The following is a 21064-nucleotide window of genomic DNA, read 5'->3' as shown; positions in this document are numbered from 1 at the left end:
ATATTTACCAACCTTTTTGGTAGAATATTAGTAACAAATTTTTTAAGAAATTTTTAGGGAGGAAATTCCAATGGCAAAAGAACATTTTAATCGTACCAAGCCACATGTAAACATTGGTACAATCGGTCACGTTGACCACGGTAAGACAACTCTTACAGCTGCTATCACAAAGTATCTTGCAAACAAGGGCTTCGCTAAGTTTGAAGACTATGCTGATATCGATAAGGCTCCTGAAGAAAGAGAACGTGGTATCACAATCAACACAGCTCACGTTGAGTATGAAACAGAAAAGCGTCACTACGCTCACGTTGACTGCCCGGGACACGCTGACTATATCAAGAACATGATCACAGGTGCTGCACAGATGGACGGTGCTATCCTTGTAATCGCTTCAACAGACGGTCCTATGGCTCAGACTAAGGAGCACTTGCTTCTTGCTCGTCAGGTAGGCGTTCCTGCAATCGTTGTATTCATGAACAAGACTGACCAAGTTGACGACCCTGAACTCCTTGAACTCGTTGAAATGGAAATCAGAGAAACACTTGCTGAGTATGACTTTGATGAGAACTGCCCAATCATTAAGGGTTCAGCTCTTAAGGCTCTTGAAGCTTCATCAAACGATGACCCTGCTTGCGCTTGCATTCAGGAACTCATGGATGCAGTTGATGACTATATCCCAACTCCTGACCGTAAGGCAGACCTTCCTTTCCTTATGCCTGTAGAAGACGTATTCACAATCACAGGTCGTGGTACAGTTGCAACAGGTAGAGTTGAAAGAGGTCAGCTTAAGACAAACGATACAGTAGAAATGGTTGGTCTTGAGGACGAAATCAAGTCAACAGTTTGCACAGGTATCGAAATGTTCCGTAAGATCCTCGACTATGCTGAGGCTGGTGACAACATCGGTTGTCTTCTTCGTGGTGTTCAGAGAACAGATATCAAGAGAGGTCAAGTACTTGCAGCTCCTGGTTCTATTCACCCACACACAAAGTTCACAGGTCAAGTTTATGTTCTTTCAAAGGACGAAGGTGGCCGTCATACTCCATTCTTCAACAACTATCGTCCACAGTTCTATTTCAGAACAACTGACGTAACAGGTGTTATCACACTTCCTGAAGGTGTTGAAATGTGTATGCCTGGCGATAACGTTGATATGAACGTTGAACTCATCACTCCTATCGCTATCGAAGAAGGTCTTCGTTTCGCTATCCGTGAAGGCGGTAGAACAGTAGGTTCAGGCGTTGTTACAAAGATCAACGAGTAATCACCTGATTTACTAAATCTATTAGAGCAAAGCTTCGGCTTTGCTCTTTTTTCTTGTTTTATATTTTCAAATTTGTTTGGTATAGGCTTGCCTATACCGCTTTTTGTTGCTATAATAGAAGCAGATTTTGAGGTACGGATATGGAAAACGAAGTTCAGGACATTTTAATAGGAACGGTTGAGGACATCTCGTTTTACAATGATACCACAGGCTTTTGCGTTGCCGAGGTAAACACCGGTGAAGAAGGCGTTACGGTTGTCGGCACAGTCGGAGAACTCGCCATAGGCGCTGAGATTGAATGCAGAGGCGTGTGGTCTTTTCACCCGTCTTTCGGCAGACAGTTTAAGGCTGAAACGGCTGTTCAAACTCTCCCTGCGGATGCAGGCGGAATATTAAAGTATCTTTCGTCGGGAATTATCAGAGGAATCGGACCCGCAACGGCAACCAAAATTGTTGAAAAATTCGGCACACAAACTTTTGATGTGCTTGAAAATGACCCTGCACGACTTGCAACAATCAAAGGAATTTCAAGTGCAAAAGCAAGAGAAATTTGCAAAAACTTTAAATCTCAATTTGCCGCAAGAGAAACACTTATGGGGCTTACAAACCTCGGACTTTCTCAAAACGAAGCCATCAAAACCTATAATTTGCTTAAAGGCGAGGCAATGGACTTCATCACGGCAAATCCGTATGCACTCATAGGTGCCGAGACGGGAATAACCTTTGATAAGGCAGAGCAAATTGCAGATAATTTGCAGGATAAACCGCCGTTTACCTACCGTGCTCAAGCCGCCGTTTGTTATGTTCTTCACCACAATCTCGGCAACGGTCACACCTGCATACCCCGTGATAAGATTATTGAACCGGCAAAGGAATTGCTTTGCTGTGATGATGACGCTGTTGAAATTTCGATTGATAATGCCATTGAATCTAAAGCCGTTATTCAGCGTAAAGTATATGACAGAGATTTTTTGTTTTTGCCCGAAATTTATCATGCGGAACGAGGCATTGCCGACCGTATAAAAATTATGGTTGAATATCCGCCGAGCGAAAATGAAATTCATCCGAGCGAGATTTATGCTTTTGAAGAAAGCAGTAAGATAAAATTTGACGAAAAGCAGAGGACGGCTATCGAATATGCCGTATCAAAGGGACTTCTTATACTTACGGGCGGTCCCGGTACGGGTAAAACCACTACGGTTAAAGGCATAATTCAGCTTATGAAAAACCGCAATCTCAAGGTTGCACTTGCCGCTCCTACCGGCAGAGCCGCTCAGCGAATGGAAGAACTTACGGGAAGCGAAGCAAAAACAATCCATAGGCTTCTTGAAGTGGAATACAAAGAGGGAGAAAACACCCAAAGCTTTGTTCATGATTTGAAAAATCCGCTTGATTATGATGCGGTGATTATCGATGAACTTTCCATGGTGGATGTTACTCTTTTTGCGGCACTTCTCGATGCTTTGCCGCTTCATTGCCGATTGATTATGGTGGGCGACCAAGATCAGCTTCCGCCTGTCGGTGCCGGCAATGTTCTCCGAGATATGATAGACAGCGGAGTTTTGCCCGTGGTAACGCTTGACAAGGTTTTCCGTCAGGCTATGAAAAGCAAAATTGTTACAAATGCTCACCGAGTTGTTAAGGGTGAGATGCCGGAGTTTGACAATTCCGCAGAAAGCGATTTCTTTTTGCTTAGAGAAAACTCACGATATAATGCACAGAAAAAAATCCTTGACCTTGTAACTCAAAGACTTCCGGCAGGATACGGATTTGACCCCATGGGTGACATTCAGGTGCTTTGCCCGAGCAGAATGGGCGAGGTGGGCACGCAAAATATCAATGCGATTTTGCAGGCGAAAATTAATCCTCCGTCAAAGGATAAGCACGAAATCCGTTACAAAGGTTACACCCTTCGTGAGGGCGACCGTGTTATGCAGATTAAAAACAATTACGATGTTCCGTGGTTTAAAATCGGAGAAACGGGAACCGGTGTTTTTAACGGCGATATAGGAATTTTGACAAGAATTGACAAGGCAAATGACATTATCAATGTTCGGTACGATGACAAAGAGGCTATGTACAGCGTTGAAAATGTTAAGGAACTTGAGCTTGCGTACGCAATGACGGTGCATAAATCGCAGGGCAGTGAGTTTAACGCTGTGGTTATGCCTGTACTGTCCGTTCCGCCAAAACTTGCTTACAGAAATTTGTTTTATACCGCACTTACAAGGGCAAAAAAGCTCCTTGTTCTTGTCGGCAACGAGCAGGGCGTAAAGCAGATGGTGCAAAATGACAAAAAGTCACGCCGATTCAGTGCACTCAAATATTTTATTGAGAGCAATGATAATGATGATTTGTTGACTTTTTAGTTATGCTATTGTAAAATGTTTAATAGTGTTGAAAAAATAAGATATATAAATGGTGTAAATTATGTTTGGTTATGACCTTGGAATAGATATGGGCACAAGCAATGTCGTTATAACCGTGCCGGGTAAAGGCGTTGTTATCAATGAACCGAGTTATGTTGCCTATGATACCGAAACAGAGAAAATTTTATATGCGGGCAGAAGAGCCTATCATCTCGAGGGCAGAGAGCCAAACGGAATTACCGTTTTACAGCCGCTGAAAAACGGCGTTATCGGCTCATACAATATGACTGCACAGATGATAAAATACTTTATCGGCAGAGTTATAAAAAAGAGTATATTCAAACCGAGAGTTGTTGCGTCTATGCCGGCACTTGCAACCGATGTTGAAAAAAGAACGATTATCTCGGTTATTATTTCTGCAGGTGCACGCTCCGTGTGCCTTGTGGAAGAACCGCTTTGTGCCGCTTTCGGTGCAGGTGTTGAGCCTCAACAGCCCAACGGTGCATTTGTTATCAATATCGGCGGCGGTACAACGGATATGGCGGTTGTCAGCCAAGGCTCAATGAGCCAATGCGAAACCGTTAAGGTTGCCGGCAACGCTTTTGATGACGAAATTGTAAGGCACTTAAAGGACAACCACTCCGTGTTAATCGGTGTACGCACGGCGGAAGAAATCAAAAAGCAAATCGGCGGTGCCATTCCGCGTGAAACTCAGGTTACTATGAATGTAAACGGCAGAAGTTCCGTTACCGGATTGCCGAGAACCGTTGAGGTTACAAGCGAGGAAATTTATAATTGCCTAAAGCCTCTTCTTGCGGAAATTACTGCGGCGGCACAAATTATGTTTGAACGCACATCACCTCAGCTTATTGCGGATATTACTGTGTCAAAGGTTATTTTGACAGGCGGTTCGGCACAGCTTTACGGTATGGACGAGCTGTTTAAAAGAGCACTCGGGCTTGATGTTGAGGTTTATCCTATGCCTGATTTGTGCGTTGGCAAGGGTGCAACCGTTGCACTTAACAATATGCACATTCTTGATAATTACGGTTACAGATACAAGACAAAAGAAGAAGTAAGAATAAAATGATTCATTATTATTACGGTTACGGCAAGGGCAAAACCAGTTCTGCCGTCGGTGCGGCAATGCGTGCTTACGGTGCCGGAATGAGTGTGCTGTTTGTTCAGTTTTTTAAAAATGACCAAAGCAGTGAGTTGTCGGCTTTGCCGTTTGAGGTTTATCCGTCACCCCATAATTTGGGATTTAACCCGGGTGATGAATATAAGGCGTGGGTTGACGGTGCACTTGATTATATAAAAAATTCATCTGCCGATGTTGTGGTGCTTGATGAATTTTCGGATTTGATACCGAAGTTTTTGACGGTTGACGGTATGAAAGAACTGCTTTCATCGGACAGAGAATATATTATAACCGGGCATAATAAGGTGAGCGAATTATATGACATTGCCGATTATGCAACTTTTTTTCAAAAAGAAAAACACCCTTATGATAAGGGTGTTGCCGCACGGCACGGTATAGAATATTAGAGAGGATTATATATGGACAGATTCAGCAAATTTCATCCGATATTTCATTTTTTGTATTTTATCGGAATGTTTGCATTGATTGTGTCGGTGTATAATCCTTTTTTTGTTTTGCCCTCCCTTGTCGGTGCTCTGCTTTATGAGGTAAAAATCAGAGGCAAGGAAGCTTTGTCATCGCTCAGGTTTTCCATGGTGATGATATTGGTTATAGGGCTTTTTAATATGTTTTTTGCACATTACGGCATAAGCGTGCTTTTTACAATCGGCGATACCGAATTTACGCTTGAAGCATTGTTTTACGGCATAAATCAAGGCTTTGTCGTGGCGGCTATGATGCTGTGGTTTGGCATTTTCGGCAGAGTTGTTGACAGCGAAAAAGTTATATATGCTTTTCGCTTTGCACCAAAAATCGCATTGCTTTTTTCCATGGTGCTCGGCTTTATCCCGAGATTTACAAAAAAACTCGGTGATATAGAAACTGCCGCTATTGCTCTTAACGGAGGCAAAAAGCCTAAAAACAAGTTGAAAGCGGCACTGAATAATCTGTCTGCACTTGTGACCTACAGCCTTGAAAGCAGTATAATTACTGCCGATTCCATGACGGCGAGGGGATACAATCCCAAGGCGGTCAGATATTCGAGATACAAGTTTAAGCTTGCCGACGGTGTGCTTATTGCTTTGTCGGCAGTCTGCCTTTTTTATGTGATTTTTGCAAAGGCAAGCGACAGGATAACCTTTGTTTTTGACCCGAGGATATATTCAAAAACATTTGATATTTCGGCATTTTTGTTGTTTTTGCTGTTGTCGTTTTTGCCGCTTATAACAGATTTGACGGAGGAGTTTTTATGGAAAATATCATATGCGAAAAATTGAATTTTTCTTACCCCACATCGGCTCATTCCGTGCTTAATGATGTTGATTTTAAAGTTTCGGGCGGCGAATTTTGCCTTGTTATCGGTCGCTCTGGTGCAGGCAAATCCACTCTTTTGAAGTTGATGAAAAAAGAAATTGCACCTCACGGTACACTTAGAGGAAGTATAAAAATCAACGGCAGTGTCGGTTATGTTGCACAAAATGTAGAAGAAAATATTGTCACCGATAAGGTGAGGAGCGAACTTTCGTTTGGGCTTACAAATATGGGCTTGAGCAGGGAAGCTATCGAACTTTCGGTTGCCGAAACGGCGAGCTACTTCAATCTTTCGGATAAACTCGACAATGATATTTCAACCCTTTCGGGCGGTGAAAAACAGCTGCTTAATCTTGCTTCGGTAATGATAACAAAACCCGAGATTTTGGTGCTTGATGAGCCGACTTGTCAGCTTGACCCGGTGTCTGCACAGCGATTTGTTGCCGTGGTTAAAAGGCTCAACCGTGACTTTGGCACAACCGTTGTTATTTCCGAGCACTTAACCGAGGAACTTTTGCCGTATGCCGACAGCGTGATGATAATCGAAAACGGCGAGGTTTTACTTAAAGATACGCCGCAAAATGCGGTCTTGTTTTTGAAGCAAAACCACAATTCTCTTTTGGGTGAAATTCCTCTTTTTATGCGACTTTTTGACGATGCAAACAGCGTGCCGCAATGTCGTGAGATTTTGAAGAACAAAAATTTGCCATCACTTCATACGGAGTCTGAAGATGTTAAAACCGCTTTGCGACTCAAAAATATTTCTTTTGCCTATATCAAAAATCACGATGTGCTTAAAAGTCTTGATTTGCGGGTTTATAAGGGCAAAATCAATGTGCTTTTGGGTGCCAATTCAAGCGGTAAAACCACTGTACTCAAAGTTGCGGCAGGAGTTTTAAAGGCACATCACGGTAAGGTTAAAACCGACGGTAAGGTTTCTATGCTGTGCCAAAATCCGTTTGATTTGTTTACAAAAGAGCGTTGCGAGGATGAAATTAAATTCGGAAGAATAACCGATTTTTTGCAAATTGACGATATAAAAAAGCAACATCCGTATGACATTTCGGGAGGTCAGGCACAAAGGCTTGCACTTGCAAAGGTGCTTGAAAAGAATGCCGATATTGTCCTTTTTGATGAGCCTACAAAGGCACTTGATTACGAACTTAAAGTTAGGCTTGCCGATATTTTGTACCGCCTTTGCGATGAGGGCAAAACCGTTGTTATTGCCACTCACGATATAGATTTTGCCGGTGAATATGGCGATTATATCTCGTTTTTGTCAAACGGCGAAATTGTTACAACTATGCCGAGGAGAGAGTTTTTCACTTCACTCAATTTTTACACAACATGCACGGCAAAAATAACAAACGGCATCGCAACAGGCTATGTGGGCGAAAAAGATTTGAACGACGGAGGCATACTATGAAAAAAGTCGTTTTGCCTCTTGTGATTGTTATAAGTCTTGCATTTATTTTGCTTTGGCAGTTTTTGTTTGCCGACAGCATAAATTATTACATTGTGTCGGTTGTGATATTGATTATCTCAATGCTGCCGTTTTTTGCGTCATACGAAAAGAAAAAAGTCACCGCAAGAGATATAACTCTCACGGCAACCTTGATTGCACTTGCTGTTGTCAGCCGTGCGGCATTTTATCTTATTCCGCAGGTAAAACCGATTGCGGCTGTTGTTATAGTGTCGGCTGTATGCCTCGGAGCACACAGGGGATATATTGTGGGTGCGTTTTCCGCCTTTGTGTCAAATTTTATTTTCGGTCAGGGAATGTGGACCCCGTTCCAAATGGTGGCACTCGGCACGGTCGGTTTGTTAGCGGGTTTGATATTTCAAAAACTTAAAGTTAACAGATACACTTTGTCGGTTGTAGGCTTTGTGCTTGCAACGGTTGTTTACGGCGTAATTGTTGATATGTCAACGATTTTGTCGGCATACGGCAACAGGGTAACTCTTGCCGGTGCGTTGTCAATTTATGCAAGCGGTGCTGTGTTCAGCCTTGTTTTCGGTGCGGCAACGGCGGTGTTTCTTTTCCTTTTCGGTATGCCGTTCATCACCAAAATTGACAGAATTAACAAAAAATACGGATTGATATAAATAATAAAAAGCCTCCCCTGATTGTTAGGGGAGGTGCCGAATGTAATGAGGCGGAAGGGTTAAACTCTTTCGTTTTTTATTTTCTCACTTCATCATATTTCGCATCGGGGTCAAAATCTATTTTCTTGCCCTTGAAGTAAACTTCCTTGTCACGCTCGTCAATTTTACGCATAACCTTGCATGGATTGCCCACTGCAACAACATTTGCGGGTATGTCCTTTACAACAATCGAACCTGCTCCTATAACCGTGTTGTCGCCGATTGTAACGCCCGGGCAGATTACCGAGTCTGCACCTATCCAAACATTTCTGCCGATATGCACATCTGCGTTGTATTGCAGCATTTGCTCACGAAGCGGCGGATAAATCGGATGACCTGCCGTTGCAATTGTAACATTAGGCGCAATCATAACATAGTCGCCGATGTAGATGTTGCCGTCATCAACAAAGGTTGTGCCGAAATTTGCAAAAACAAATTTGCCCAGATGCACATGGTGACCGCCCCAGTTTGCATAAAACGGCGGCTGAATGTATGTGCCCTTGCCGACCTCGGCAAACATAATTTTGAGCAATTCTTCCATTCTCTTTTCGTGACCCAAGCCGAGAGTATTGTATTCCTGCATATGCTGAACATATTGCGTTTGCGTGCCCATAATTTCTTCTTTTGAGCAGTCATAAAGCAGACCTGCATTCATTCTTTCGGTTTCCGTCATTATTCGTTCTCCTTTGCCGTTGTGGTTATAAGTTCCAATTTTGTGTATGAATTTCCGTCTTTTCTCAACACTTCGTCACCGTCAAACGAAATGTAATATTCGCCCTTTGTGTCAAAGGTGTATGTTGCCTGACCGTCATCGCTTTTGTGCTCTTTTTTGATTGCGGCGATAACCTGAATGTAGCTTTTGCCGTTAATTTCCTCGCCGTCGGATGCCACCATAAATGAACATTTTGCTCTGTCATTTTCTGTCAATCCGAGTTGTTTGCTTGAATAACTTTCAATATAGTTGATTGCGTCTGCGTCCTTGATTTTTGCTTTTTCTGTTGCCACGGCTGATGTCGTTTCTGTCTTGCTTTCCTGTTTCGAGCAAGATGCAAATGCAACCGAGCAGATAATTATAAATGCACATAATATGATTGATGTTGCTTTTTTATTCATATAGGTACCTCAGTTTTTCTGTTTGGCTTTCGCCGAAAATCTGTATTTCGTTGTCAAAAAGGAGTTGTGCCGTTATGCCGTTGCCGTCAATCTTGTTGCCCGAAAATGTGCCGTCGTAGATTTTTCCGAAACCGCAAGACGGCGAATTCTCTTTGAGTACGGCACACGGTGCGTTTGCTTCTTTTGCAATGTAAAGTGTTTGCTCGGCACCGGACATAAACGCTTCTGTCAAATCCTCACCGTTTTTTGAATAAACTCTGCCGTCTTTGATTTCGCTCGGTACTCTCGGAATTGGCAGACCGCCAAAGCATTCCGGGCAGACGGGAATAATCTCAAATTTATCCGACAAAGCAATGACTTTTTCGTTTTTGTTGTTGCCGCCGCTGTACTTGCAGTTTTCACCGAGCAAGCAGGCAGACACGAGAATTTTTGTTTTCACAATTTCACCAACTTTTATTTGATGACACAATTATAACATAAATGTTTGACTTTTGCCATATCTCTATGTTATTTTATGTTTATAGGATAGGTTAAAATTTTTGCGGATAAAAGGGGTAAATATTATGGACGCAAAAACTTATGTTCCTAAAAAGGAATGGCTTGCCTACTGTGTGGGCGCACTCGGTCAAGGTATGGTGTACGCTATTATGAGTTCGTACATCTCCGATTTTTATCTTAATGTATTAAAGGTTACGCCGATTTTCGTGCTTCTTTTGATGCTTTTTGCCAGAATTTGGGATGCAATCAACGACCCGATTATGGGTTATATTGTTGACCATACACATCTCAAAAAGGGCAAGATGAGACCGTATCTTCTTTACACGCCTGTTCCGGTGGCAATTCTCACAATGCTTCTTTTTTACGCACCGAATTTGGCAGACAGTCAAAAGATGATTTATGCCGCAATTACTTATGTTGCGTGGGGTATGATTTATACCAGCAGCGATGTTCCGTTTTGGAGTTTGCCTAACGCTCTCACGCCTAATGCGGATGAGCGTGGCTCGATTATTTCAAAGGCAAGAACTTTCAACGGCGTCGGCTCTGCCGTGCCTATGGCTCTGTTTATGATTTTGGGTTTTGTGCTTCCTAAGTTTAATCTTTCGGGCACGGAACTTGAAAAAACAAAGTATGTTGTTATGGCACTTGTTTGCTCAATTATCGGCAATGTTTTGTTTGTAAGAGTGTATTTTAAAACAAAAGAGCGTGTAAACATTCCTATTCCGCCGAAAAAGGATAAGTCACAGCCTAATTCGTTAAAACTTATTTTCACTTGTAAACCGCTTATGCTTACTGCCGCTATGGGTATTTTGTCTGCCGCAAGATATATGTTTCAGGCAGGTGCGGTGCATGTTGCAAGATATTCGTTTTATATCGGCAAAGATTTAACGGGACTTACCGGTGCCGAGCTTGAAAGTGCACTTCAGGCAAATATTTCAAAGGTGTCAACCGTTATGGCGGCGGCTTCGGCAATCGGTATGTTCGGTGCCATGATAGCCGTAACTCCGCTTATCAAAAAATTCAGCTACAAGCAGATTGTTATCGTTTCTGCACTTTTGGGTGCGGCATCCTCGCTTGCTATGTGGTTTATAGGATATGAGCATTTCTGGGCATGCGTTCCGCTGCTTGTTATCAGTGCAATTCCTTGCGGCACAATCAATGTTTGTGCATTTGCAATGGTGGGCGACTGCCTTGATTATATGGAACTCAAAACAGGCGTTCGCCTCACGGGTATGGGCTCCGCAATTCAAAGCTTTGTTACAAAGTTCGGCAACGCCATTGCAACTTCGTTTATTATTCTTATGTATATCATTGCCGACCTTGATGTTTCAAGTATTTCCGCTTCAATCACGGCAAATCCGCTTGAAATGACACACGGCGTACGCAACGGCATTTTCAGTATTATTTCGATTATCCCGGCAATTTCGCTTTTTGTTTGTATTATTCCTATGTTCTTCTACAACCTCACGGGTGAGTATCGTGATAATATGGAAAAAGAACTCGCCGAGCAAAGAAAACGCAGAGGCATTGAAATTGATTAATTTATTTGGACAAAATTAACATTTACTATTGCAATTTTTCAAAAGTTTTTGTAAAATATATTTGACAATATTTTAAGGAGGAAAGAAAATGCTCTGGACTTTAAAGAAAATTTGGTACAGAATTTACCAAAATGTATTTAAGGTTGCTATGTGCTTTATGGATTGGTCCGAGCCGGAGCTTCTTGAGGGTGCGGGTTCTGTTCTCAGATTGCCTGAATTCATCAAGAGCAAGGGACTCAGCAAGGTTCTTGTTGTAACCGATAAGGGACTTATGGGACTTCATCTTCTTGACCCGCTTTTTGCAAAGCTTGAAGAAGTCGGCGTTGATTATGTCGTTTATGACGGCGTTCAGCCAAACCCTACAATCCCTAACATTGAGGACTGCAAGGATATGTATATCCAAAACGGTTGCCAAGGCATTATCGCATTCGGCGGCGGTTCATCAATGGACTGTGCAAAGGCTGCCGGTGCAAGAGTTGTAAAGCCTAATCAATCGGTTAGAGATATGCGCGGCCAGCTTAAAGTACATAAAAAGCTTCCACCATTTTTCGCAGTACCTACTACTGCAGGTACAGGCTCAGAAACAACAGTTGCTGCTGTTGTAACCGATCCCGAAACTCATGAGAAAAATGCCATCAACGATACTTGTCTTCGTCCTAAGTATGCTGTGCTTGACCCGGAACTTACCGTAGGTCTGCCACCACACATCACTTCGACAACAGGTATGGATGCAATGACTCATGCTGTTGAGGCATATATCGGCCACAGCAACACAAAGGACACTATCAGAGAGGCAGAGATTGCTACAAAGCTTATTCATGAAAATCTTGAAAAGGCTTACAACGACGGTAAGAATCTTGAAGCAAGACAAAATATGCTCAAGGGCTCTTATTATGCGGGTCGTGCATTCACTCACGCTTATGTAGGCTATGTTCATGCTATTGCACACAACCTCGGCGGTTTGTACGGCACACCTCACGGTTTGGCAAACGCTGTTATCTTGCCTTATGTTCTTGATTATTATGCAGATTCTGCATATCCTCAGCTTGCAAAGCTTGCCGATATTATCGGAATTACAACTCCGTCTATGTCGGTTGAGGAAAAGGGCAAGGCATTTATTGCCGAAATCCGCAGAATGAATGCTGCCATGAACATCCCTGAAAAGTTCGATATGATTAAGGAGGAGGATATGCCTACTCTCGTTAAGCGTGCGCTTAAAGAAGGTAATCCGCTTTATCCTGTTCCAAAGATTATGGACGCAAAGGATTGCGAGGCTGTTATTCGCAGCTTTATGGCATAATCGCTTTAAATAAAAATCAATAAGCCGTGGTTAATTCCGCGGCTTGTTTTTTTAGGAGATAATGATGACTCAAAAAGATTATTTGCTTCAAATTGATTCTGTTATTGCAAACGGAAAATTTAAGGACAACAACGCTTCTCTCTGCACTCACACACCGCCCAAATGGTATAAAAATGCAAAGTTCGGCATTTTCATTCATTGGGGCGTTTACAGCGTTCCGGGCTATTCAAACGAATGGTACAGCAGGGAAATGTATGACAAAACCAAGCCGTCATACCGCCACCATATCAAAACCTACGGCAAACAAAAGGATTTCGGCTATAAGGATTTTATTCCTATGTTTAAGGGCGAAAACTTTTCTGCCGACAAATGGGTGAATTTGTTTAATGAAAGCGGAGCAAAATATGTTATGCCCGTTGCGGAACATCATGACGGATTTGCTATGTACGGCACTGAGTTCAACAGATGGAATGCTGTTAATATGGGTGTTAAGCGTGATGTTGTCGGTGAAATAAAAGCGTCTTGTGAACAGCAGGGATTGGAGTTTTGTGCTTCAAATCACAGAGCCGAGCATTTCTTTTTTATGAATATGGGCAGAACGATTGACAGCGATGTAAACGATGAAAATTACGCCGATTTTTACGGTCCGGCTTATTATTGTGATGAACTCGGAGCGTTAAAAATGGGTCAAACCACAAACGATGTAAGGGGCACTGCACCTACCGAGGAGTTTTTGCAGGATTGGTTGGTGCGAAATTGCGAGTTTGTGGATAAATATCAACCGTCAGTTGTGTATTTTGATTGGTGGATTCATAACAAGGCGTTTAAGCCGTACCTCAAAAAATTTGCCGCTTATTATTACAATCGTGCTTTGGAGTGGGGCAAAGATGTTTCGATAAATTACAAGTGCAACGCATTTGCACCGGGAATTGCAACTCGAGATGTTGAGCGTGGAGCACTCACCGATATTTCTCCCGAGCATTGGCAAACCTGCACGGCAATAGGCAAAAATTCGTGGGGTTATACAAAAACAAACAACTTCAAAACGCCGTATCATATTGTTACAGATCTTATTGATATTGTCAGCAAAAACGGCAATATGCTTCTTAATGTCGGCCCTAAGCCTGACGGAACGATTACAAAAGAAGAAACTCAAATTCTCCGTTCAATCGGCAAATGGTTGCAGAAAAACGGTGACGGAATTTATGACACAACTGCTTGGAAAACATTTGGCGAGGGCAAGGTTAATGCCAAGGACGGATTTTTCCAAGACAACAAAACAAAGCCGTACAAAAGCAGAGATTTTCGCTTTACATACAAAAACGGCTCTGTATATGCTTTTTGGATGAAACCCAAAGCGTCAAAGCCTGTTAGAATAAAAACATTCAAAAAGATTAATCAAGACTTGATTGTTAAGCGTGTTACACAACTTGACTCGGGCGAAGAACTTTCTTTTGTCAGAGGCAAAAAGTATATGGAATTTATGCCGAACGGCAATGCGGATTATTCAATGCCGCTTTGCTTTAAAATAGAATTGGAGTAAATCAAGGTCAAATACATATTTGACTATGGCTTGCAAATAGAATATAATACACCTATGAAAAGTGTAACAGTTAATTCAAATGATGCGGGACAGAGAGTTGATAAGTTTTTGCAAAAGCACTTTGCAACCCTCCCCAAGTCGATGATGTTTAAGCAAATCAGAAAAAAGAATATCAAGGTTAATCGCAAGCGTTGCACACCCGAACAGGTGCTTCTTAACGGCGATGTGATTGACCTTTATCTGCCCGATGATATGCTTGCGGAAAAGAAAAAGCATTATGATTTTCTTTCTGCTCCAAAAGAACTGTCTATTATCTATGAGGACGAAAATGTTATTCTTATGGATAAAAAACAGGGCGAGCTTTGTCATCCCGACGGCAAGGAATATGTCAACACTCTTGTTGCCTCGATGAAACGCTATCTTTATGACAAGGGCGAGTATAAGCCTGAGGAAGAAAATAGCTTCACTCCGTCACTTGCCAACAGAATTGACCGAAACACGGGCGGCATTGTTATCGGTGCAAAGAACTATCAATCGCTCAAAATTCTCAATCAAAAGATTAAGGACAGGGAAATTGATAAGCTTTATTTAACCGTTACAGAGGGCGTTTTTGACAAAAAAAGCGATGTGCTGACAGGCTGGCTCATTAAGGACACCAAGAAAAATATGGTTAAGGTTACTCAAACCGAAACAGACGGTGCAAAGCTTTGCAGAACAAAATACACCGTGCTTGACAGCTACAATGATTTGTCGCTTGTTGAGGTGGAACTGCTTACCGGCAGAACGCATCAAATCAGGGCACACCTTGCTTCAATCGGTCATCCGCTCCTCAATGACGGCAAGTACGGCTCACATCACGGCAGATTTAAGCAGGAACTTTATTCATATAAGTTGAAGTTTAATTTCACTACCGATGCAGGAATTTTGGATTATCTCAACGGCAGAGAATTTGAATCTTCTAATTGTCCGATTTTGGAAAAATTCAGGAAAAGGGTTTATTGATGAAAGATAGATTTGTTATGTGCCTGTCGCCGATTACGGCGGCGGTGACACTTGCCATGGCTGTTGCCGTGGCGGTTAATGCGTATTTTTGCGGCACAAAGGTTGTTGAGGGCTTCGATTGGAAAGTCGGCGTTTATGTTTTGGTGGAAGTTGTTGCCGCCGTTATCGTTGTGCTTATGGCTAAAGAAGTGCTCAAAACAGGTGTTCGCTTCACCTCCGATAAGGTGGAATTTACAGGCGTTGACGAAAACAATGTGTTTGAATATTCGCATATTAAAAAAGTTCAAACCGGCAGAGATACCAAAGCAAGCCTAAAAAAGAATTTTGTTGACCGCTATTCGCACATTATTATTTTTCTTGATGACGACAGCGTGGTGACGATTGAACTCGGTCTTACCACAAAGCACACGCTCAAAGCCATTGATGACGAATTCAAGGCTCGAATTAAGTAAATAAAGTCCTCCGTGATTTCAGGAGGACTTTTTTATATTTGTTAAAAATTTACAAAAAAATGATTAATTTATTGAAATTTTTATTTTATTATGTTGAATTTGACGACGCAGAGTGTTATAATTACATAGAAAACTTGGGTAAATTATACCCAAATTGCTATTTTGAATTTTTTATATGGAGGGAATTTCCAATGGCAAGAGCTAAAAAAACCATGGATGGTAACAGTGCAGCCGCTCATGTAAGCTATGCGTTTACCGAAGTTGCAGCTATCTATCCTATTACACCTTCTTCACCAATGGCAGAAGAAACCGATGCTATGGCAGCAAAGGGTGTAAAGAATTTATTCGGTCAAACCGTAAAGGTTGCCGAGCTTGAATCCGAGGCAGGTGCAGCAGGTGCTGTTCACGGCTCACTTTCGGCAGGTGCATTGACCACTACTTACACAGCATCACAGGGTCTTCTTTTGATGATTCCTAATATGTACAAGATTGCCGGCGAACTTATTCCGAGCGTAATTCATGTTTCTGCTCGTTGCGTATCAACTCACGCACTTAACATTTTCGGCGATCATTCCGACGTTATGGCATGCCGTCAAACAGGTTATGCTATGCTTTGTTCAGCAAATGTTCAAGAGGTTATGGACCTTGGCGCAGTTGCTCACCTTGCAACTCTCAAGAGCCGTGTTCCTTATCTTCATTTCTTTGACGGTTTCCGTACTTCTCACGAAGTTCAGAAGATTGAAACTTGGGATTATGAAGACCTCAGAGATATGCTTGACCCGCAGGATGTTGCGGATTTCAGAGCAAGAGCATTGAATCCGGAGCACCCTGTTCTTCGCGGCTCGGCAGAAAATTCGGATATTTTCTTCCAGCACAGAGAAGCTTGTAACAAGTATTATGCAGATGCTGTTGCCGCAACAGAAGCATATATGAACAAGGTTAATGAAAAAATCGGTACAAATTATCAACTCTTTAACTATTACGGTGCACCTGACGCAGAGCGTGTTATCATCGCTATGGGTTCTGTTTGCGACACTATTAAGGAAACAGTTGACTTCCTCAACGCAAGAGGTGAAAAGGTTGGTATGGTATGTGTTCACCTTTACAGACCATTTTCCGCAAAGCACCTTATCGGTGTGTTGCCTGAAACCGTAAAGCACATTTCGGTTATCGACAGAACTAAGGAACCGGGCTCACTCGGCGAACCTCTTTATCTTGATGTTGTTGCCGCTCTTAAAGGCTCAAAGTTCGATGCAGTTCCTGTTTACGGCGGTCGTTACGGCTTGGGTTCAAAGGATACACTTCCTGCTCATGTTATTGCAGTATTTGCAAATATGTCTGCACCTGAACCAAAGCAGCAATTTGTTCTTTCTATTGACGATGATGTTACAAATCTTTCGTTGCCTATCACAGAAACTCCTGATACAACTCCTGCCGGAACAACATCTTGTAAGTTCTGGGGTCTTGGCTCAGACGGTACTGTAGGTGCAAACAAAGACTCTATCAAGATTATCGGCGACCATACGGATATGTATGCTCAGGGTTACTTCTTCTATGACTCAAAGAAGTCGGGCGGTATCACCGTATCTCATCTTCGTTTCGGTTCATCACCGATTACATCAACATATTTGATTAACAAGGCAAACTTTGTTGCTTGCCACAACCCTTCATATGTAACAAAATATGATATGGTTCAGGACCTTGTACCGGGCGGTACATTCCTCCTCAACTGCATTTGGACTCCGGAAGAGCTTGACAAAGAACTTCCTGCATCTATGAAGAGATATATTGCAGAAAACAATATCAACTTCTACACAATCAACGGTATCAAGATTGCCGAAGAAGTCGGTCTTCCGGGCAGAGCTTCAACAATTCTTCAGTCGGCATTCTTCACAATCAGCGGTATTCTCCCTGTTGACGAAGCAATCGGATATATGAAGGAAAAGGTTGTTGCAAAGTTCTCAAAGAAGGGCGAAGCTGTTGTAAACTCAAACTGCAACGGTATCGACAGAGGCTCAAAGGAAGTTGTTAAGATTGATGTTCCTGCTTCTTGGAAGGATGCTGTTGACGAAAAGGCAGAAATGCATGTTGACACAGACAGACCTGAAATGAAGAAGTTTGTTAAGGATATTCTTGACCCTGTAGGCAGACTCCACGGTGACGACCTTCCTGTATCTGCATTTGTTGACAGTGCCGACGGTGTATATCCTCAAGGTTCTGCCGCATTTGAAAAGAGAGGTATCGCTATCTCTGTTCCTGAATGGGACCCTACAAAGTGCGCACAATGTAACCTTTGTTCAATGGTTTGCCCTCACGCTGTTATCAGACCTATCGTTATGAACGAAGAAGAGGCAAAGGCAGCTCCTGAAGGCACAACAATGATTAAGCATAAGAGAACAGATTATCAATATGCACTTATTGTTTCTGCTCTTGACTGTACAGGTTGCGGCTCTTGTGCAAATGTTTGCCCTACAAAGTCGCTCACTATGAAGCCTATTGCTTCTCAGCTTCATGTACAAAAGTCTTTCGACGCTCTTGTAGATACTCCTGCAAAGCCGGAAGTTCTTACTCCTAATACAATCGGCGTTCAGTTCAGAAAGCCTTATCTTGAATTCTCGGGTGCTTGCGCAGGCTGCGGTGAAACACCTTATGCAAAGCTTGTTACACAGCTTTACGGTGACAAAATGTACATCGCAAACGCAACGGGTTGTTCATCAATCTGGGGCGGTTCAGCACCTTCAACTCCTTATACGGTTGACAAGAACGGTCACGGTCCTGCTTGGTCAAACTCACTCTTTGAGGATAACGCAGAGTTCGGTTACGGTATGTACCTTGCTCAAAAGCAAATCAGAGAAAGACTTGCCGCAGACGCAGAAGTTCTTTCTAAGGCAGGCGTTAAGGAAGCAGACGCATGGCTTTCAACTTATGATGACGCCGCAAAGAACGATGTTGACGCAGATGCTCTTATTGCAGCTCTCAAGGGTGCAAACCTTTCGGGCGAAGCAGCAGATGCCGCAGCAGACTTCCTTAAGGATTCGGATTATGCCGCTAAGAAGTATCAGTTCATCTTCGGCGGTGACGGTTGGGCTTATGATATCGGTTTCGGCGGTCTTGACCATGTAATCGCTTCTAACGAAGATGTAAACATCGTTGTATTCGATACAGAAGTTTATTCTAACACAGGCGGACAGGCTTCAAAGTCAACACCTACGGGTGCTGTTGCCAAGTTTGCCGCTTCGGGTAAGATTGTCAAGAAAAAGGATTTGGCTCAAATTGCTATGTCTTACGGCTATGTATATGTAGCACAGGTTGCTATGGGTGCAAATGCCAACCAATGCTTAAAGGCATTCCAGGAAGCTGCCGCTTACCATGGTCCTTCACTTGTTATCTGCTATGCACCTTGTATCAATCACGGTATCAAGATGCCGTTTAACCAGATGGAACAAAAGAAGGCTGTTGCAGCAGGTTATTGGAACCTCTTCCGTTACAATCCTGCTCTTATTCCTGAAGGCAAGAATCCGTTCAGCCTTGACTCTAAGGCTCCTACAGCCGACTATGTAGAATTTATCGAAGGTGAAACAAGATATTCTGCTCTTAAGAGATCCTTCCCTGGCAAGGCAGAACAACTCTTCTCAATCGCTGCCGATAATTCTATTGAAAAGTACAACAAACTTGCAAAGCTTGTTGATTTCTACGCTCCTGATGCAGAATAATCGGTAAACAAATAAAAGTGCCCCCCAATCGAGGGCACTTTTTTCTTGTCTTTTTTCGATTAATAATATATAATTGGTTTAGTATTATACAGGTGGAGGCGATATTGTGAATGATTTAAAATCTTCGTATATAAAAAGGGCGGTTATTTACCCGCTTTTGGTTTTGGCGGTTTTAATAATTACGGCAACCGTTGTTGTTCCAAAATTTATAGACTCGCTCCCTGTTGCCACAGATAAGGTGCACGCAGTTACACAATATAATGTTAAAGATTATGATATGTTTCCTACAAAGTACAATAAATTTTCCGAGCTTAATCACAATAGATTTATAGGTTGGCTCAGTTCGGAAAATGTTGCACTCGGATGTGCCGTTACCTTTGATTCGGAAAATGAAAATTCCAATGCCGCTTCTCTTTTAAAAGACTCAAAGGAGCCGTGGAATAACGGTTGTGTTATGATTATCGGCAAAAACTCCGATGCAGAGTTCAGAAATCTTCATAAAGCCGAAATCGGTGATAAAATAGATGTTGAATTTTACAAAAACGGCACTTATCATTATCAAATAAGCAAAATCGAATATGCCGTTGCCCGTGATGAAATATCCGATTTTAAAAAGAAAAACACATTGATAATGTGCGTACCTTTTAAAGATTTTGAGGCAAGCAACGGATTTTTTTATACCGTTTATATAGCGGATGAAATTAAGGAATGAGGTGCACAGTATGAAAAAGAAATCGGCAAAGACTGCACTTAATTTAAAAAATGCCTTGTGCTATTTTCTTGCCCTCATTATGGCGGCAAGTGTTACATTGTTTATAGCGGTCGGAATAACGGCATCTCTTCTTCGCACAAACACCTTTGTTCAGCATAGGTACGAAAAATATAATTCGCAAATGCTCAGAGAAGTGTATGATGAGCTCGGCAAGGTTGCAGATATAACCGGAGTGCCGAAAAAAGCATACACCTCGGCTTTTTCAAGCAAGCATATGGACAGCATTTTGCATATTGCATCAAACAATATCGTAAAGGGCTACAAAACCGATTATTCCGAATCTAAATTTTTGTATGATTATTGCAAAAATGCCCTTGTTAAATACTGTAATAAAAATGATGTTTCTTTAACCGATGACCAAATAAATCGCTATTCGTGCCTTGCCGCGAATGCGTTTAACAATGTTGTCGGTGACGAAAGTACAAGCAACATCATTATTATAGCACTTACATATACAAACCGTCCGATTATAGCAATGCTTGTGTCTGCAATAGCGTTTGCATTGTGTATAATAATCATAGATTTTATATCGCTTCGCCGTCACAAAAAGCATGAATATATCGGTATAAGCTTTATTATTTCGGGAGAGGTTCTGTTTGTTTTGCCTTTCTTTGCAATAATAATGAAGTATGCAAACGATTTGCATTTTACGGATGTTGATGTGTATAATATGGCTCTTGCCGATACGCTGAATGATATATTAAAAATTATTATGGCTGTTGGCGTATTTGTGCTTTCGGTCGGAATATATATGGTTGTAAAGAATTACAGGTATTATCTTCACAAAGCCAAATCAATGAGCACCGAAAAGGAAATTGTTGAAAAAATAAAAAGTGAGCAGTCTTGATAATACATTTTTTTAAGCAAAATAAAATCCGATGATAATTCAAATCATCGGAT

18 protein-coding genes are annotated in these 21064 nt (G+C 42.1%); 15 read left to right on the top strand and 3 right to left on the bottom strand.

Going from position 1 to position 21064, the window contains the following annotated elements; all coding sequences use genetic code 11:
* Positions 1-70 precede the first annotated feature (70 nt).
* The 7 genes from tuf (at position 71) to Q0E08_RS04430 (ending at position 8191) form a co-directional block, all read left to right on the top strand.
* A complete protein-coding gene (gene tuf / locus Q0E08_RS04460) occupies positions 71-1264 on the top strand; it encodes an elongation factor Tu (protein ID WP_294777399.1) in 1194 nt (397 codons plus the stop codon).
* Between the two features lie 140 nt (positions 1265-1404).
* On the top strand, positions 1405-3633 hold the full coding sequence (locus tag Q0E08_RS04455; RefSeq protein ID WP_294777397.1) for an ATP-dependent RecD-like DNA helicase: 2229 nt from the start codon (positions 1405-1407) through the stop codon (positions 3631-3633).
* Between the two features lie 61 nt (positions 3634-3694).
* Positions 3695-4723 carry a rod shape-determining protein gene (locus Q0E08_RS04450; RefSeq protein ID WP_294777395.1) on the top strand — a complete coding sequence of 343 codons (1029 nt, stop codon included), beginning with the start codon at positions 3695-3697 and terminating at the stop codon, positions 4721-4723.
* Positions 4720-5181, top strand: a complete 462-nt coding sequence (locus tag Q0E08_RS04445) for a cob(I)yrinic acid a,c-diamide adenosyltransferase (protein WP_294777393.1) — start codon at positions 4720-4722, stop codon at positions 5179-5181. The genes Q0E08_RS04450 and Q0E08_RS04445 overlap by 4 nt, the downstream gene beginning before the upstream one ends.
* A gap of 12 nt (positions 5182-5193) precedes the next feature.
* Positions 5194-6051: an energy-coupling factor transporter transmembrane component T gene (locus Q0E08_RS04440; RefSeq protein ID WP_294777391.1), complete on the top strand. Its 858-nt coding sequence runs from the start codon at positions 5194-5196 to the stop codon at positions 6049-6051.
* Entirely contained in the window at positions 6024-7511 is a 1488-nt protein-coding gene (locus Q0E08_RS04435; protein WP_294777389.1) for an ABC transporter ATP-binding protein, read from the top strand. The genes Q0E08_RS04440 and Q0E08_RS04435 overlap by 28 nt, the downstream gene beginning before the upstream one ends.
* Positions 7508-8191, top strand: a complete 684-nt coding sequence (locus Q0E08_RS04430) for an ECF transporter S component (protein ID WP_294777387.1) — start codon at positions 7508-7510, stop codon at positions 8189-8191. Before Q0E08_RS04435 ends, Q0E08_RS04430 begins: the two co-directional genes overlap by 4 nt.
* A 76-nt stretch (positions 8192-8267) precedes the next feature.
* On the opposite strand, the gene Q0E08_RS04425 is transcribed toward Q0E08_RS04430, so the two are convergent.
* From Q0E08_RS04425 to Q0E08_RS04415, 3 genes are read right to left on the bottom strand one after another with little or no spacing between them, the layout of a single operon-like run.
* Complete coding sequence (locus tag Q0E08_RS04425) at positions 8268-8903, bottom strand: sugar O-acetyltransferase (RefSeq protein WP_294777385.1); 636 nt, start codon at positions 8901-8903, stop codon at positions 8268-8270.
* Positions 8903-9343: a hypothetical protein gene (locus tag Q0E08_RS04420; protein ID WP_294777383.1), complete on the bottom strand. Its 441-nt coding sequence runs from the start codon at positions 9341-9343 to the stop codon at positions 8903-8905. The genes Q0E08_RS04425 and Q0E08_RS04420 overlap by 1 nt, the downstream gene beginning before the upstream one ends.
* Positions 9336-9785, bottom strand: a complete 450-nt coding sequence (locus tag Q0E08_RS04415; protein WP_294777505.1) for a DUF523 domain-containing protein — start codon at positions 9783-9785, stop codon at positions 9336-9338. Before Q0E08_RS04415 ends, Q0E08_RS04420 begins: the two co-directional genes overlap by 8 nt.
* 121 nt (positions 9786-9906) lie before the next feature.
* On the opposite strand from Q0E08_RS04415, the gene Q0E08_RS04410 reads away from it, so the two are divergent.
* From Q0E08_RS04410 to Q0E08_RS04375, 8 genes are all read left to right on the top strand, one after another.
* A complete protein-coding gene (locus Q0E08_RS04410) occupies positions 9907-11382 on the top strand; it encodes an MFS transporter (RefSeq protein WP_294777381.1) in 1476 nt (491 codons plus the stop codon).
* A gap of 88 nt (positions 11383-11470) precedes the next feature.
* Positions 11471-12682 (top strand): iron-containing alcohol dehydrogenase, encoded by a 1212-nt coding sequence (locus Q0E08_RS04405; RefSeq protein WP_294777379.1) that lies wholly within the window; start codon positions 11471-11473, stop codon positions 12680-12682.
* A gap of 61 nt (positions 12683-12743) precedes the next feature.
* Entirely contained in the window at positions 12744-14225 is a 1482-nt protein-coding gene (locus tag Q0E08_RS04400) for an alpha-L-fucosidase (protein ID WP_294777377.1), read from the top strand.
* A 54-nt stretch (positions 14226-14279) separates the two neighbouring features.
* Positions 14280-15227, top strand: coding sequence for an RluA family pseudouridine synthase (locus Q0E08_RS04395; protein WP_294777376.1), 948 nt, complete (start codon positions 14280-14282; stop codon positions 15225-15227).
* Entirely contained in the window at positions 15227-15679 is a 453-nt protein-coding gene (locus tag Q0E08_RS04390) for a hypothetical protein (RefSeq protein ID WP_294777374.1), read from the top strand. The genes Q0E08_RS04395 and Q0E08_RS04390 overlap by 1 nt, the downstream gene beginning before the upstream one ends.
* A 191-nt stretch (positions 15680-15870) precedes the next feature.
* Positions 15871-19392: a pyruvate:ferredoxin (flavodoxin) oxidoreductase gene (nifJ, locus tag Q0E08_RS04385; RefSeq protein ID WP_294777372.1), complete on the top strand. Its 3522-nt coding sequence runs from the start codon at positions 15871-15873 to the stop codon at positions 19390-19392.
* Between the two features lie 106 nt (positions 19393-19498).
* Positions 19499-20104, top strand: coding sequence for a sortase domain-bontaining protein (locus Q0E08_RS04380; RefSeq protein WP_294777370.1), 606 nt, complete (start codon positions 19499-19501; stop codon positions 20102-20104).
* Between the two features lie 10 nt (positions 20105-20114).
* On the top strand, positions 20115-21011 hold the full coding sequence (locus Q0E08_RS04375; protein WP_294777368.1) for a hypothetical protein: 897 nt from the start codon (positions 20115-20117) through the stop codon (positions 21009-21011).
* Positions 21012-21064 lie beyond the last annotated feature (53 nt).

Source organism: uncultured Eubacterium sp. (assembly GCF_934561735.1).
Lineage (GTDB): Bacteria > Bacillota > Clostridia > Oscillospirales > Acutalibacteraceae > Eubacterium_R.
The sequence above is the reverse complement of the archived record's forward strand: the minus strand, read 5'-3'. Positions and strand labels throughout refer to the sequence as shown.

Excerpts from the sequence above, each read along its gene's own strand:
- tuf (WP_294777399.1), top strand. The coding sequence starts at position 71 with ATGGCAAAAGAACATTTTAATCGTACCAAGCCACATGTAAACATTGGT.
- Q0E08_RS04455 (WP_294777397.1), top strand. The coding sequence starts at position 1,405 with ATGGAAAACGAAGTTCAGGACATTTTAATAGGAACGGTTGAGGACATC.
- Q0E08_RS04450 (WP_294777395.1), top strand. The coding sequence starts at position 3,695 with ATGTTTGGTTATGACCTTGGAATAGATATGGGCACAAGCAATGTCGTT.
- Q0E08_RS04445 (WP_294777393.1), top strand. The coding sequence starts at position 4,720 with ATGATTCATTATTATTACGGTTACGGCAAGGGCAAAACCAGTTCTGCC.
- Q0E08_RS04440 (WP_294777391.1), top strand. The coding sequence starts at position 5,194 with ATGGACAGATTCAGCAAATTTCATCCGATATTTCATTTTTTGTATTTT.
- Q0E08_RS04435 (WP_294777389.1), top strand. The coding sequence starts at position 6,024 with ATGGAAAATATCATATGCGAAAAATTGAATTTTTCTTACCCCACATCG.
- Q0E08_RS04430 (WP_294777387.1), top strand. The coding sequence starts at position 7,508 with ATGAAAAAAGTCGTTTTGCCTCTTGTGATTGTTATAAGTCTTGCATTT.
- Q0E08_RS04425 (WP_294777385.1), bottom strand. The coding sequence starts at position 8,903 with ATGACGGAAACCGAAAGAATGAATGCAGGTCTGCTTTATGACTGCTCA.
- Q0E08_RS04420 (WP_294777383.1), bottom strand. The coding sequence starts at position 9,343 with ATGAATAAAAAAGCAACATCAATCATATTATGTGCATTTATAATTATC.
- Q0E08_RS04410 (WP_294777381.1), top strand. The coding sequence starts at position 9,907 with ATGGACGCAAAAACTTATGTTCCTAAAAAGGAATGGCTTGCCTACTGT.
- Q0E08_RS04405 (WP_294777379.1), top strand. The coding sequence starts at position 11,471 with ATGCTCTGGACTTTAAAGAAAATTTGGTACAGAATTTACCAAAATGTA.
- Q0E08_RS04400 (WP_294777377.1), top strand. The coding sequence starts at position 12,744 with ATGATGACTCAAAAAGATTATTTGCTTCAAATTGATTCTGTTATTGCA.
- Q0E08_RS04395 (WP_294777376.1), top strand. The coding sequence starts at position 14,280 with ATGAAAAGTGTAACAGTTAATTCAAATGATGCGGGACAGAGAGTTGAT.
- Q0E08_RS04390 (WP_294777374.1), top strand. The coding sequence starts at position 15,227 with ATGAAAGATAGATTTGTTATGTGCCTGTCGCCGATTACGGCGGCGGTG.
- nifJ (WP_294777372.1), top strand. The coding sequence starts at position 15,871 with ATGGCAAGAGCTAAAAAAACCATGGATGGTAACAGTGCAGCCGCTCAT.
- Q0E08_RS04375 (WP_294777368.1), top strand. The coding sequence starts at position 20,115 with ATGAAAAAGAAATCGGCAAAGACTGCACTTAATTTAAAAAATGCCTTG.